This is a genomic window from Collinsella sp. LCP19S3_A7, from assembly GCF_052121995.1.
In the GTDB taxonomy this organism is placed as follows: Bacteria; Actinomycetota; Coriobacteriia; order Coriobacteriales; family Coriobacteriaceae; genus Collinsella.
On record NZ_JBQKDE010000023.1, the window covers coordinates 15,108 to 27,153 of the forward strand.

A 12,046-nucleotide genomic window follows, 5' to 3' on the forward strand; every position below is an offset into this window, starting at 1 on the left:
TACCAAAATAAACCTGTCCCTTTTTGGCAGGTCGAGGGCTACAGGCGGTAGGGGGCACCGCTGCGGATGATGGACTCGCGTACCAAAACGTCCATGGCGTCGAGGGTGATCTCGGGCATCTCGCGATACTTTTGCAGCACCGAAAGCTCCGTGCAGGCCAGAATGACGCGGTCGCAGCCGCTGCGGGCAAACTCCCACATCACACGATCAAACTTATCCATATCGGGCTCGCGTCCCGCCTTCACATCATCGTAAATAAGCGACATCACATCGGCCTGGCGCTTCTCGCTGGGATAAACGACTTCGACGCCCGCCGCCTCGCACTCGCGACCGTAGACGCCGGCACCCACGGTGCCATCGGTACCCATGATGCCGATCTTGCGCACCGGCTCGGCCGGCATGCTCAAGTTGGGGTCGAACTCACACTCCCCCATCACCACGCCGGCAAGCGCATAGCGCACCGACTCGCGCGGCATATGGATGATGGGGACCGAGGTAAACGACTGAATCTGATCGTAGAAGTAGTGTGACGTGTTGCAGGGAATGGCAATGTGCGCGCAGCCCAGCGTCTCGAGCGCCTGCGCACATTCCTTCATGGTCGCCAGCAGCTCGGTATGGTCGCCGGTCTTAATGGCCAGCGTGCGGTCGGGCATGGTCGACTTAGAGAGCACCACCATGTCGATATGTTCCTGATCGCGGGCGGCCGCCGTGTGACGCACCACCTGGTCGTAGTAATACGACGTGGCCTCGGCGCCCATACCGCCGATAACTCCCAGCTTTTCCATCGCCGCCTCCTTGGTGACGCTCGCAGCATTGCGCGTATCATACCCGCGCCCGTCCGATACAAACCGGGCGGGCGCGACGTTCATCCTATTTGTAATACGTCTTAAACAGCTTAAAGTGACGCAGCTTGGTGTGCCACATGCGCAGCCAGCGGTTAAAGACAAAGTCGCCCTTCATAAACGAGGGGTCGGCGGCCTTACCCTCCTTGACCAGGCGATGCGCCTTAGCGCGCAGCTCGGGATCCTTGACGTATTTATCGACCACGCCCATGGGGACAACCATCCACAGCGCCTCGTTCTGCGCCGTCACAAACTCGGGCTCAAACGGGCGGTTGTACACATACTCGTCCACTACGTACTTGGCAACGTTAAAGCCACTGTTGGTGACGTAGTAGTTACTGCGGCCCTGGCGAGTGTTGAAGTCGAAGAACTTAAACGAACCGTCGCGCTCGTCGTATTTGACGTCAAAGTTGGAGAAGCCCGTAAACTTGAGGTCCTCGAGCAACTTGCGCACGCCGCCCATGAGCTCGTCATTGGGCTCGGTGATGATGCAGGCGTGGTTGCCGACACCATGGGGCTGGTGTTCCTCGAGCAGCACGTGGCCCAGGCACATCATGCGCACCTTGCCGTTACGGTCGGAATAGCTGGTAAGCACGCGCATGTACTCGTCGTTGCCGGGCACGCGATCCTGCAAGATGAGGTCATCGGTGTAGCCACTCGCGTATACATCGCGAATGACCTGCTCCAGCTCGGCGCGATCGGCGATCTCGTAGGCCTTCTTCTGGCCCTCGAACTCGTGCTCCCACCACATGATGCCGTCGGAAGGCTTCAGGATCATCGGGAAGGGAAAATCGATCTGGTCGAGCACCTCGGCAGGAGCCTCGCCCTGGGCGTTGAGCATGGCCATGGTAAAGGTAAACGTATGCGGATAGGGAACACCGTGCTTCTCGCACAGCTCGTAGAAGATTTCCTTCTTCTGGCACTGTTCGAGCATGCTGTAGGGCGCATAGGGCGCGATGACGTTCGAGGCAAGCTGGCCGGCGTCCTGAGCCTGTACGGCAAGCGCGACATAGTTGTCGCCGCAGCCCATGAGAATAATCTTCTTATCGGGATTGGCCTGCGCGACACCGTTAATGGTCTCGATCATGACCGGCATGGTGTCGATATCAACATTGGGCGTGTAGTCGATAATCTGGCTGCGGTACGCAGGACCGGTCTGGTACTTGCCAAAGACCAGGCTCTTGACCTGATACTCCTCGTAAAAGGCGCGCGCCACCGAATAGGCGTTGATGTCGCCGCCGAGCAGCACGGGGATAAACTCGCGCTCTGTAAACTGCAATGCCATGGAAACTTCCTATCTAGAACTGCCCACGACGGGCGGTCTTTATGCAACCCGTTTATTTTAGCGTGCCGGACCGTTTCCTCCTAAAGCTCCACTGTATCTATGACAATCAACGCAATTATCCAGCATGAAGGCCGCACTCACCGCCGTATGACAAACGGCAATGAACCCACCGTTGTTGTAGGGTTCAGCATATTGATACCCCCGAGTGAAAGGCGCACGCGTGCTCCAGGACCTTCCAACCGATAACCCCATCCTCGATGCCGCAAAACGCGAGTTGGCGCAGCGCGCAAGCGACTGCTCCTCTGCGCACCGCAAACGACGCTTACGACGGTGCCGCCTACATCACCTCCATCGATACATCGGCGCACAAAGGCACGCGCAAGACGCCCGTCGCCGGCGGACACGATACCGCCATCGAGCAGTTTGGCCTCGTCTCCGATGCCCACGCCGGGGACAACATCAGGGCAATCAAACTCGGCGACGGCACCTGTTCGTTCACCCCCGCCCAGGCGCTCAACGAAGTAGGGCAAGCTCGCCGCGATGGGACCTTATAGCCACAAACCCCAACGTTGAGATAGCTTTCACAGTCCAAAGCCCGTCCCAAACAGGCCCCGTAACGTTAAAGTTGAACTCTATGGTTTCTCAACAATTCGATATAACTGCAGGTCAAAGCCAAAGTCTCAAGTTCAACTTGACCCTTTAAAACCTTTAAGGTTCAAGTTGAGGTCGAAAGCAGTAGTAGACTACCTGAGGAACAATAACCTACGATTGATTGCAGAGGGACTGGATGCAGCATTCGAATCATCGCACCGCAGCGCTCATCGCGTCGAAGCCGGCTCGTATCATCACGAGCGCCGCGCTCGCCGTTGCGTTGACGGCCACGCCGATGCTCTCCCCCGTCGCGGCGTATGCCGCCTCGCAGGCAACGCAGGATCAGCTTGCCGCCGCCCAGCAGAAGATCGAAGCCGCCACGGGCGCCTACAACGATGCCCGCACCAAGCTCGGCGATCTGCAGAAGCAGATTGACGCCAACGAGGCGAACATCGATAAGATTGAGGCCGAGTTACCCGAGCAGCAGGCCAAGGCAAGCTCCGCCATGCGCGATCTGTATAAGTACCAGAAGGGCACCAGCCCCATCGTGAGCTTCCTGGTCAACACACAGAGCCTGGGTGAGTTCATCACGACCTGCAAATACACCAACCAGATCACAAGCTCGAGCGTCGACGAGATCGAAGAGCTCAATAACATGCAAACCGAACTCGAGCAGAACAAGGCCGAGCTCCAGCAGGCCAAGTCTCAGCTTGAGGCAGAGCAGAAAAACGCCGAGGATGCGCTGGCGCAGGCCCAGCAGCTCCGCAGCGAGGCACAGGCAAAAGCCGAGCAGGAAAATGCCGCCGAGCTTGCCAAGCTTGAGGCCGATAAGGCCGCTGCCGCCGAGAAGCTCTCGGGCGAGGGCGTGAGCGGCAGCAATTCCAGCAGCCAGGCCACCAACGCCAACACCACCATCGACACCACGGTGAACAACGCCAACACCGGTAGTTCCGATTACGATTCGTTCATTAATGAGTGGACGAGCCGCATCGACAATTACCTCGCCGGCTCCCCTATGGCAGGCCAGGGCTATAACTTTGCCGTCGCCGCTTGGAATACCGGTGTCGACCCCCGTTGGTCCCCCGCCATCGCCTGCATCGAGAGCACCAAGGGTGCTTATTGCGCCAATTCTTACAACGCCTGGGGCTGGAGTGCACGTGGCGGCGGTTGGCGCAGCTTTGGCAGCTGGAGCGAGGGCATCTTCGCTCACGTTGCCTATCTGGGCGCCAACTACGGCTCCACCCTTACCCCGGCTGCGGCCAAAAAGTACTGCCCACCCACGTGGCAGGACTGGTACAACAAAGTCGCCGCTCAGATGAACCGCATCTAAGTACAACTGCAAAGGGCCCCAATGGGGCCCTTTTCTTTTAGGTAGCGGAGGTATCGACGACGCCGGTCGCATTGGCAACCGCGACTATGACGATCATGCATAGGAGCAGCACACCCAATGCCTTGAGCCAGAGTTTCGCGAGTTTCTTGCCGCGATAGCTGTCGAGCAGTGCGAATCGCCGACGTAGACGGCGCTTATCGAGCACCGCAAAATGCATAAGCGCCATAAGGCCATCGACAAAGAAAAAATACTCGATTATGAGAAGCCACGTCGGGTAGCTTTGGTTTGCTCCCGTGGGTTGAAAGACGGCAAAGTGACTTCCGGCAAAGAACACAAGCAGCGAGAAGCAGACGAGCGTATTCCAAATGCGCCCCAGGGACTCCGGAACGCGAGAGAGCAGACCGCATGCAGCGGAGGTGGCAGGCCTAGGAAGCCTTGCGGGGTTCTGGAGCCCTTGGGGCGTCAACAACGTCTCCGAGGCCGGAGTACGGACAGGCGCAGGCGCAGGAGGCCGCACGGGGCGACTCAGATCGTATGCCGCGCGCGTCGCCCGTCCCAACGCTTCCGCACTTGCAAAGCGCTTGGCCGGATCGAGCGCCATCGCCATGCAAACGACATCGGCAAGTGGAGTGGGAATGCCGCGCACCTCGCATTGCTCGCGCATGTCGAGCCCTGGTTTAGGGTCGACTCCCGTCAAACAAAAGAACAGCAGGGCACCGAGCGCGTAGACGTCGCTTCGCACGCTCGTCTGTCCAAACCCATACTGCTCGGGAGGCGCATAGGGCCGTGTCCCAAACTTGACAGTATCGGCATCGGCGCCATCGCGCCACACGCGCGCGATCCCCAAGTCGATAATCACCAGCGATGAAAACGTCAGGCCGTCATCAGGCGTATAGTTGGCACCTGTCACGATGATATTCGACGGCTTGAGGTCGCGATGGATCACCGGCGCCGAAGCCTCCCCCGCCATTGCAAAACCGGCATGGAGCTCGCCCACGGCGTCGCAAAGGACAGGATACAATTCACGCGCATAATCGGGAGCGGCTCCCAGACGGTCCACCAGTGCCCCGAGTGTCTCCCCTTCGATGTATTCCATAACCACGTTGAGCTCGTCGCCCGCGCGACGACAATCGACGATTCTGGGCAGGTGCTCAAAACGCCTGCCTGCCCGCTGAGCGGCAAACAGACGCTCGTATGCCCCGCCGATTTGAGCCGAAGCATCGATGCGTTTACGGACAAAGGGACCGAGCGAACCACCGCCGGTTCCTTCAAAGTACACGAGTTCGGTTGTTTCAACGGACGAGCGCTTAAGTACACGCTCCACGCGATAGCTGTCGTCGCGATCGAGCGACGCCAGGTGCTCGGCAAGCGCTGCGGTCAGCTCGTCATTGGAATATGTTGGGGTCTGAGTATCCATAGCCTCCATCATAGCGCAGGGCGCAGACACCCCATGGCATCCGCGCCCCGTTCGTTTGCATCGTTGTTCGACAGCTCCGCCGGCTCAGATATCAGCGGCTAATTCACCGTCTCCTCGCCAAAGCGATACAGCTCCTCGTTGACCTTTTGGAGGCTGCACCCGCGATCGATGCAAAAGATGATAATCGCATCGCGGCGGTCCTTGCAGTTAAGGACGCTTACCCCGGCAGCCGTCAGCGCACGGTTGGTCTCTTTGAGCGTCAGCGCCATCGCAAAGGCAATCTGCAGTACCTTATTGCGACTCGGATGACGCGCACCGGTAAAGATCTGATAGCCAAAGGTCTCATTGAGATCGGCCATACGAACCACGCGCGAGCGCTCCAAGCCCTTTTCCTGCAGTAGCTGCTTCAGGTAATCCGAAAGCGACGGGGCGGCAAAGTCGTGCTCCCTGATATAGCCATCGATGTTCGGCGCATCGAGAAGCTCATTGAGCAGCTCCTCGGTCAGCTTTTTATCGGGCATACGACTTCACCTCCCATCCGGCGCAACGGTAGCGACATGCTAGGCCAGCACCCAGCTTGCAGTGGCAGACTTATCAAACATGTTGGCAAAATACAGTGCCTTCTTGATATCGCCATCAAAGTAGATATTGCCCGCCACGGAGCCACCGGCGGAAAGGGTACCAGACTGCAGCTCATCGGAGCCCTCGCTGTAGTAACCCTGATTCTGTTGGGCGCCGTTGGCGTCCTCGCCCTTCCAGTCGTAGATATTGTAATCTGCGCCCTCATCGCCATTGTTGACGTACGTGACGTGAATGCCCGTCATGGTCGAACCGTCATAATTTGTAAGGCCGGGCTGGACGGAATCGACGACGACGGAAAGACCGGCAGCTGTGGTCACCGTCGTGCCAACCGCCAGGTCAGTCGTAGGCTGCTCTTCCTTCTTCGCCTCTTCCTTCTTGTCGCCATCGCCAGCGTCCTCGGTGACGGTCGCCTTATCGCTACCACAACCGGCAAGAAGACCGGCAGTCCCCAAGGCGACGGTGGCGAATGCGCCAAGTGCAGCGCGACGGCTCAGCAGCACTTCGTTTTCGAGCTTTTTCATTATGCATCCTTCCTACGATCCGGCTACCGCGCCGGTACACAGCACATCGTAGGAAGGATTAAACTTGAATTCATTAGCTGGGAGCTAATCAGAAGGCGCACCCCAGTTCGAAACAGCGGACAACAAATTGCAACATTTTCGTAGGTAGATATAGGTGTCGTAATGAGGTTCGGATAACACTTCGCAACGGCTTGAAACGCTCCGAGCAGGTTTATTCGTACCGTAATTCGTACCACCCCAGATAAGGGGAAAACTCACTACATGAGAGAATTGGAGCACAGGCATGACCGACTGGAAGGCACTCGAGGACACCGAGGACCACGCCTACTTCATGGCGGAGCTCGTGGACATCTCGCCCGAGAGCTTCACCCTCGAGGAGAAGAAGCAGATCCTGCACGACATGATCGCGAGCTCCTCCGCCATCGAGAACGCGATGCGCGACGAGTTCGCGGAGCTCGACGAGGTCACCCAGACCCGCCTGATCGACAACCTCGCAGCGGACGGGCCGCGAAGCCGCGAGTGGTGGCACGAGGTGCTCGTGGACGGCCCCAGGCACCGAGACTTCCCGCGCTCTCCGACGGCCCGTGCCGGAGGCGGTAGCGACGGAGGCCCTCGCCCCGGCAAAGGGGCGAGGGCCTCTCCCTTGTGTACTCCTTAGTGAAGAGACAAAACGCTACGTATCGAGCCTGCCCGCGAGCCAGAGCAGCGGAACGAAGGGCAGCACACCCAGGCACAGCAGCACGGCGAGCGCCGTGGCCACGCCCCAGCGGACGTCCTCGCGCGTCACGACAGGATCTCGTTCACGCGGTCCCGCACGGCGTCGTAGAGCGACCCCAGGCGGCGCTTGCGCTCGGCGCCGTTGCCGTAGTCGCCGCGGATGACGGCGCGCGCCAGGGCGTCGACGTCGGCTCCGCCAGACGAGCCTCCCGAGGAGCCCCGGTGCCCAGCATCTCGTTCACGCGCGCCTGGACCTCCGCGTAGCGAGACCCAAGCGCGGCCTTGCGCGCCGAGCCGTTGCCGAACTCGCCCGCGAGCACCCGGCGCGCGAGGTCGTCCACGTCGTCAGAAGCCGGCGCCTGTGCCGCGCCCCCGCCGGAGCCCCCGGCCAGGATACGGTTCACCTCCGCCTGCACATCGTCGTAGCGGCTCCCCAGGGCCGCGCGCCGCGCGTTCCCGTTGCCGAACTCGCCGGCGATGACGCGCCGCGCGAGCTCCGCGACTGTGCCCTCCGGGGCGGCCGCAGTCGTCCCGCCGGACGCCGCTCCGCCCGTGATCGCGGCCTTCAGCGCCGCCCACTTGCACGCCGCCACGTAGGGCGCGGGGCAGAGCTTCCCCGTCACGTCGTAGTGGCGGATGACCCCGGAGGCGCCGATGCCGTACCTGGCCATGAGCTTCTTGACCAGCCATCCCAGCTTCTCGACCTCGGTCGCGCTGAAGTCCTCGCCTGCCGAGACGACCTCGATGCCGATCGCGCGGCAGTTCATCTGCCAGTCTCCGGCGTGCCAGGCGGTGTCGCCCTCGGCCACGCTCTGGTAGATCTCTGGCGTGATGTCGTCGACGAAGTAGTGCGCGCTCGCGCCCTGCCCCTCGTTGCGCGCGAAGCACGTCGCGTTGTTGCGCGCGGAGGCGAGCGTCGCCGTGAAGTGCACCACGATGCGGTCGATCGCGCGCGAGCGCCCGCGCGTCATGTGGTCGCTCCCGCACTGCTTGAAGAGGATGCTATACGCCATCGGGCACCTCCTCGAAGCCGCCGTCCTCGCCTTCGTCGGGCTCCCAGCCGTCGGGCGCTGCCGCCTCGACGCTCTCGCCGTGCAGCGCCTCCCAGCGCTCCTCCTCGCTCGCGAACTCGCGCTCACTCATCGGCCTCACCGCCCGTCGGCAGCGCCGCGCCGAGCTCCGCCATCACCGGCGACAGCACGGCCATCACGAGCGCCACCACCACGGCGCGCCACTCGGGCTCCAGCACCACGCAGCCCACGAGCATGTCCACGTTGGCCACGACCACGCCGAGCACGCCCTGCACGATCGTTCGCGCCAGGCGCCACGGCCACTCGTTGGATGTCAGGAAAGCCTCCATCATTGCCCCTTCCGCATGTTCTCGATCTCCGCCTTCACGACGGCGACGTCCTGCTCCAGGGCATAGGTGCGCTCGATGAGGCAGTTGTGCCTCTCGACCTGCCGCGTCAGGTTGTCGATCTTGACCTCCATGACCTCGCGGCTGCGCGAGTTGGGCACGAGCACCCCGGCGAGGGTGAGCACCCCCGTCACGAGCGCCGAGACGACCGACTCCATGCGCGCCTCCTCCCCGGACGGGGACGCCCCGCCCTCTGGGAGAAGTGTCCGATGCGGTCACAAACGAGCATGTCTAGCTGCGGATATGTTGTGAAGCGTCGCCTTCCGTCGCTTCACAAAGGAGTTCACAGACTATAGGAAAAGGCGATGGAGCGGAAACCGCTGCTCCTTTCCACATTCGTCGATATAAGACAACGCACGTTAAGCTTTCCGTTGGCGAGGAGATTCTATATCCCTCGCGATAGAATGATGGAAAAGCACGTTCTTTATCGGATCTGGGAGCTGCTATGAAGAGGAGCACAAAGATTGCCTGCTATGTTGCAGGAAGCATCGTCATCACGGTAGTCGCGCTTGCCGTCATGCCCGAATTAATACGGAAACTGTCCATTCGCCAGTACAGGTCGGGATATGACACGTCGGACATCGATTTCGACGACATGGGCCCGGAAAGAGTTGATAGGCGTAAGAGCACTGAAAGTATGTGATTGAGATGGCGATAGATACAGATAAGGTTGTCCAAGAGTGCTTCGATGCCATCAGAGATCGAATCGCAAACCTGACTACGCTCAACATCATCATCGCTGGGAAAACAGGTGTCGGCAAAAGCACTTTAATAAACAGCGTGTTTAGGGAGGACCTTGCTGAAACTGGCGTAGGACGGCCGGTTACCCAGCACATGAGGAGAATCAGCAAGAAAAACTTCCCCCTCGTTGTTTACGACACGAAAGGCTTCGAGCTGAACGAGCAGGTCCAGCAAGAAGTAAAGCACGAGGTTATGAAAACCATCAAAGATGGGTTTGCTTGCCAGGACATCAGCCGCGCAATCCACTGCATCTGGTATTGCGTGAACGCCACCTCAAACCGGATTGAGCCCGAGGAAATCGAATGGCTACGGGAGCTTGGGAAAGAGAACGAGGTTACCCAAGTGCCAATCATCGTGGTACTTACCCAGTGCATCTCAAAAAAGGGCTGCCAAGAGCTGAGAAAAACCATAGAAGCTGAGAATCTGAACATAGTTCAAGTTGTGCCGGTTCTTGCTCAGGATTATGAGATAGACGAGGACTACGTGGCGAAATCGTTTGGCCTAGACGTCCTAATTCGCGTGATGGGGGAAGCTCTGCCGGATGAGTTGCTCGACACGCTTCAAAACCTACAGATAGTAAGCCTCGACGAAAAAATAAAGAGGGCACAGGCGGTTGTACTCGCTTCCGTTGCGGCGGCGACCGCAGCGGGAGCATCTCCGATTCCGGTTTCCGACTGTGCCATTCTGATTCCTATCCAGATTGCCATGATTGCCGGAATCGCCGCAGTGTTCGGGATAGATCTGAGTAAGTCCCTAATAACCTCAACGCTGACATCGTTGCTGGGCACCGGAGGAGCAACGCTGCTGGGAAAGACGGTAGTATCAAACCTTCTAAAACTCATTCCCGGCGTAGGAAGTGCAACCGGAGCAGCTATATCAGGAGGAACAGCAGCAGCTCTCACGGCCGCCTTGGGAGAAACATATATCTGGATAATGTCCCTGATATTCAAGGGGGAACTGACGGAAAAGGACTTTGCGACAGAAGAGGGTAAGGCGAAGATGGTTGGCCATTTCAAGGAGCAGCTCAGCCTAGCGCGTTCATAATATAACTGGGTAATCCCAACGATTTATCCCAGCCCGCCCCTCGCGCCGCCCGCACGGCAGGTTCGTCCCCAGCGTAATCCGGAGGGGTGCCTGTCAAGAGCTCTTCGCGGTGAGGTAGCCGGCACCGCCCACGCCGTCGATCCTCATGTACTGGTAGCCCGCCCGCGAGCTCGCGTAGGTCGTGCCCGCCCCTCCCACGAGCGAGGCGCACTGGTAGAACGTCTGGAAGCCGGAGACGCCGGAGGACGGCAGCGCCCAGTCGGCGTCCGCCCAGATCGTCACGAGAGAGCCGCACCCGCCGAAGGTGTAGGCGAGGTCCTCGAGCGAGGACGGGTCGAGCCCGGAAAGGTCGATCTCGGTGAGCCCCTCGCAGCTGTTGAAGGTGTGCTGCATCTCGCGCACGCCGCAGAGGTTGCCCATGCCCGTCACGCTTGCGATCCCCCCGTGCCCGTAGAACCAGTAGTTCGTGTTCACGTGGTCGTAGGTCGCCATGTCGGCGGCGATCTCCACCGCCTCCACGTCGTGCCGGTGGTCGTACCACGGCTGGTAGCCCACCGAGTTGTACCGGGCGTTCGCGCACAGGCGCCCCGACGAGACGAGCTCCCGCCCCGCCTCGGGCTCGGTCGCGGCCGTCAGCACGAGCCCGCCGTCCGCGTAGAGGAAGCAGCGGAACCACTCGCACCGGTCGTCGGCGGGGTCGGTCAGCACACCGTCCACCCCGTAGTTGAGCTTCGCGTGGTTGTCCATCTGCCCCGGCACGTAGCCCAGGCCGCCCACGAGCCTGCTGCACCCGCTGAACATGAGCGACCCGCTCGTGGCGGACGAGGTGAACCCGTCCGTCCAGATCGTCTCGAGCGAGGGGCAGCTCACGAACGTCTGGTTCAGGCTGGTCGCTCCCGAGAGCTCCTCGAAGCCCTACACCTCCACGAGGTTCTCGAACCCGTGGAAGAGGTAGCTCGCGTTGGCGAGCCCGCCCTCGGAGAAGTCGCCGTCGAAGACGACGCGCGTCACGGAGAGCTTCACGTCGTCCCATGGGCGGACACCCGCCGAGGAGTAGCCCTCCGGGTCCACCTCCCAGGCGTCCAGGATCACCGCGCCGGGCACGTCGGAGGAGCGCCCGTCGCGGTAGTTGAAACTCGAGCGTATCGTCCGCGAGCAGGATCGCGCGCATCTCCGCGCCCACGTCCCATGCGGGCGCCAGGATGGCCGGCGCCATCTCGGAGGGCTTGTAGGTCTCCGAGAGCCCGTTCTGCGCGCGGATGGCGTCCGCGATGCCGTCAAATACGGCATCCGAGATCACGCTCGCGCCGGCGCCCGGCGTCGCCTGGAAAGGCGCACCCGCCTTGGTGCCGTCGAGCGTGAGAACCGCCGCCGCCATCTCCGAGGGCAGGTAGGTGCCCGTGCCGCCGTTCTGGACGCGGATCGCGTTGGCGATGTCGGTGAGCACCTGTTAGCGTCAATCTATTTTTCACCAGTTTCGCTAAACAGGCGCGCCGTTCGCGCAAAGGCGGTTTCACCGGTTGCGCTAACGTATTTTCACCGATTCCGGTCACGGCTCG

At 60.6% G+C, this 12,046-nt stretch carries 16 protein-coding genes and 1 pseudogene; 5 read left to right on the plus strand and 12 right to left on the minus strand.

The features are described from left to right. Nucleotides 1-38: 38 nt before the first annotated feature. Both ACTQV3_RS08705 and ACTQV3_RS08710 read right to left on the minus strand, forming a co-directional pair. On the minus strand, nt 39-785 hold the full coding sequence (locus ACTQV3_RS08705) for an aspartate/glutamate racemase family protein (RefSeq protein ID WP_229770678.1): 747 nt from the start codon (nt 783-785) through the stop codon (nt 39-41). Between the two features lie 85 nt (nt 786-870). Beyond that, complete coding sequence (locus ACTQV3_RS08710; protein WP_441536204.1) at nt 871-2,127, minus strand: carboxylate--amine ligase; 1,257 nt, start codon at nt 2,125-2,127, stop codon at nt 871-873. 257 nt (nt 2,128-2,384) lie between these two features. Between ACTQV3_RS08710 and ACTQV3_RS08715 the strand changes: the two genes are divergently transcribed. Then, nucleotides 2,385-2,681, plus strand: a complete 297-nt coding sequence (locus tag ACTQV3_RS08715) for a hypothetical protein (protein WP_441536206.1) — start codon at nt 2,385-2,387, stop codon at nt 2,679-2,681. Nucleotides 2,682-2,914: 233 nt separating this feature from the next. Beyond that, nucleotides 2,915-4,048, plus strand: coding sequence for a coiled-coil domain-containing protein (locus ACTQV3_RS08720; protein WP_441536208.1), 1,134 nt, complete (start codon nt 2,915-2,917; stop codon nt 4,046-4,048). 37 nt (nt 4,049-4,085) lie between these two features. On the opposite strand, the gene ACTQV3_RS08725 is transcribed toward ACTQV3_RS08720, so the two are convergent. From ACTQV3_RS08725 to ACTQV3_RS08735, 3 genes are all read right to left on the minus strand, one after another. Continuing rightward, complete coding sequence (locus ACTQV3_RS08725) at nt 4,086-5,465, minus strand: serine/threonine protein kinase (protein WP_441536210.1); 1,380 nt, start codon at nt 5,463-5,465, stop codon at nt 4,086-4,088. A 98-nt stretch (nt 5,466-5,563) separates the two neighbouring features. Next, complete coding sequence (locus tag ACTQV3_RS08730) at nt 5,564-5,986, minus strand: XRE family transcriptional regulator (RefSeq protein ID WP_154517313.1); 423 nt, start codon at nt 5,984-5,986, stop codon at nt 5,564-5,566. A gap of 39 nt (nt 5,987-6,025) precedes the next feature. After that, a complete protein-coding gene (locus ACTQV3_RS08735; protein WP_154517316.1) occupies nt 6,026-6,568 on the minus strand; it encodes a DUF4352 domain-containing protein in 543 nt (180 codons plus the stop codon). Nucleotides 6,569-6,851: 283 nt separating this feature from the next. Between ACTQV3_RS08735 and ACTQV3_RS08740 the strand changes: the two genes are divergently transcribed. Beyond that, entirely contained in the window at nt 6,852-7,226 is a 375-nt protein-coding gene (locus ACTQV3_RS08740) for a hypothetical protein (RefSeq protein WP_441536213.1), read from the plus strand. 125 nt (nt 7,227-7,351) lie between these two features. Here the strand turns inward: ACTQV3_RS08740 and ACTQV3_RS08745 are convergent, their stop codons facing one another. The 5 genes and pseudogenes from ACTQV3_RS08745 to ACTQV3_RS08765 form a co-directional block, all read right to left on the minus strand. After that, a complete protein-coding gene (locus ACTQV3_RS08745) occupies nt 7,352-7,462 on the minus strand; it encodes a hypothetical protein (RefSeq protein ID WP_441536227.1) in 111 nt (36 codons plus the stop codon). A 62-nt stretch (nt 7,463-7,524) separates the two neighbouring features. Continuing rightward, nucleotides 7,525-8,298, minus strand: a pseudogene (locus tag ACTQV3_RS08750) (N-acetylmuramoyl-L-alanine amidase); the annotation flags it as partial. Continuing rightward, on the minus strand, nt 8,288-8,428 hold the full coding sequence (locus tag ACTQV3_RS08755) for a hypothetical protein (RefSeq protein WP_441536215.1): 141 nt from the start codon (nt 8,426-8,428) through the stop codon (nt 8,288-8,290). The gene ACTQV3_RS08755 and the pseudogene ACTQV3_RS08750, both read right to left, overlap by 11 nt. Continuing rightward, nucleotides 8,421-8,645 (minus strand): hypothetical protein, encoded by a 225-nt coding sequence (locus ACTQV3_RS08760; protein ID WP_441536217.1) that lies wholly within the window; start codon nt 8,643-8,645, stop codon nt 8,421-8,423. The genes ACTQV3_RS08755 and ACTQV3_RS08760 overlap by 8 nt, the downstream gene beginning before the upstream one ends. Then, nucleotides 8,645-8,860, minus strand: a complete 216-nt coding sequence (locus tag ACTQV3_RS08765; RefSeq protein WP_441536219.1) for a hypothetical protein — start codon at nt 8,858-8,860, stop codon at nt 8,645-8,647. The genes ACTQV3_RS08760 and ACTQV3_RS08765 overlap by 1 nt, the downstream gene beginning before the upstream one ends. A 490-nt stretch (nt 8,861-9,350) precedes the next feature. Here ACTQV3_RS08765 and ACTQV3_RS08770 point away from each other — a divergent pair, with 490 nt between their 5' ends. Beyond that, on the plus strand, nt 9,351-10,487 hold the full coding sequence (locus ACTQV3_RS08770; RefSeq protein WP_441536229.1) for a DUF697 domain-containing protein: 1,137 nt from the start codon (nt 9,351-9,353) through the stop codon (nt 10,485-10,487). A 93-nt stretch (nt 10,488-10,580) separates the two neighbouring features. On the opposite strand, the gene ACTQV3_RS08775 is transcribed toward ACTQV3_RS08770, so the two are convergent. Together ACTQV3_RS08775 and ACTQV3_RS08780 are read right to left on the minus strand one after the other, a co-directional pair. After that, nucleotides 10,581-11,288, minus strand: coding sequence for a hypothetical protein (locus ACTQV3_RS08775; protein ID WP_441536221.1), 708 nt, complete (start codon nt 11,286-11,288; stop codon nt 10,581-10,583). A 114-nt stretch (nt 11,289-11,402) separates the two neighbouring features. Further along, the gene (locus tag ACTQV3_RS08780) at nt 11,403-11,579 is read right to left on the minus strand and encodes a hypothetical protein (RefSeq protein ID WP_441536223.1); all 177 of its coding nucleotides are present in this window, start codon (nt 11,577-11,579) and stop codon (nt 11,403-11,405) included. A gap of 179 nt (nt 11,580-11,758) precedes the next feature. On the opposite strand from ACTQV3_RS08780, the gene ACTQV3_RS08785 reads away from it, so the two are divergent. Further along, nucleotides 11,759-11,881 (plus strand): hypothetical protein, encoded by a 123-nt coding sequence (locus tag ACTQV3_RS08785; RefSeq protein ID WP_441536225.1) that lies wholly within the window; start codon nt 11,759-11,761, stop codon nt 11,879-11,881. Nucleotides 11,882-12,046 lie beyond the last annotated feature (165 nt).

What these genes read in the sequence shown, in the direction of transcription:
- ACTQV3_RS08705 (WP_229770678.1), bottom strand. Translation starts at nt 785, where the DNA reads ATGGAAAAGCTGGGAGTTATCGGCGGTATGGGCGCCGAGGCCACGTCG.
- ACTQV3_RS08710 (WP_441536204.1), bottom strand. Translation starts at nt 2,127, where the DNA reads ATGGCATTGCAGTTTACAGAGCGCGAGTTTATCCCCGTGCTGCTCGGC.
- ACTQV3_RS08715 (WP_441536206.1), top strand. Translation starts at nt 2,385, where the DNA reads ATGCCGCAAAACGCGAGTTGGCGCAGCGCGCAAGCGACTGCTCCTCTG.
- ACTQV3_RS08720 (WP_441536208.1), top strand. Translation starts at nt 2,915, where the DNA reads ATGCAGCATTCGAATCATCGCACCGCAGCGCTCATCGCGTCGAAGCCG.
- ACTQV3_RS08725 (WP_441536210.1), bottom strand. Translation starts at nt 5,465, where the DNA reads ATGGATACTCAGACCCCAACATATTCCAATGACGAGCTGACCGCAGCG.
- ACTQV3_RS08730 (WP_154517313.1), bottom strand. Translation starts at nt 5,986, where the DNA reads ATGCCCGATAAAAAGCTGACCGAGGAGCTGCTCAATGAGCTTCTCGAT.
- ACTQV3_RS08735 (WP_154517316.1), bottom strand. Translation starts at nt 6,568, where the DNA reads ATGAAAAAGCTCGAAAACGAAGTGCTGCTGAGCCGTCGCGCTGCACTT.
- ACTQV3_RS08740 (WP_441536213.1), top strand. Translation starts at nt 6,852, where the DNA reads ATGACCGACTGGAAGGCACTCGAGGACACCGAGGACCACGCCTACTTC.
- ACTQV3_RS08755 (WP_441536215.1), bottom strand. Translation starts at nt 8,428, where the DNA reads ATGAGTGAGCGCGAGTTCGCGAGCGAGGAGGAGCGCTGGGAGGCGCTG.
- ACTQV3_RS08760 (WP_441536217.1), bottom strand. Translation starts at nt 8,645, where the DNA reads ATGGAGGCTTTCCTGACATCCAACGAGTGGCCGTGGCGCCTGGCGCGA.
- ACTQV3_RS08765 (WP_441536219.1), bottom strand. Translation starts at nt 8,860, where the DNA reads ATGGAGTCGGTCGTCTCGGCGCTCGTGACGGGGGTGCTCACCCTCGCC.
- ACTQV3_RS08770 (WP_441536229.1), top strand. Translation starts at nt 9,351, where the DNA reads ATGGCGATAGATACAGATAAGGTTGTCCAAGAGTGCTTCGATGCCATC.
- ACTQV3_RS08775 (WP_441536221.1), bottom strand. Translation starts at nt 11,288, where the DNA reads ATGTTCAGCGGGTGCAGCAGGCTCGTGGGCGGCCTGGGCTACGTGCCG.
- ACTQV3_RS08785 (WP_441536225.1), top strand. Translation starts at nt 11,759, where the DNA reads ATGCCGTCAAATACGGCATCCGAGATCACGCTCGCGCCGGCGCCCGGC.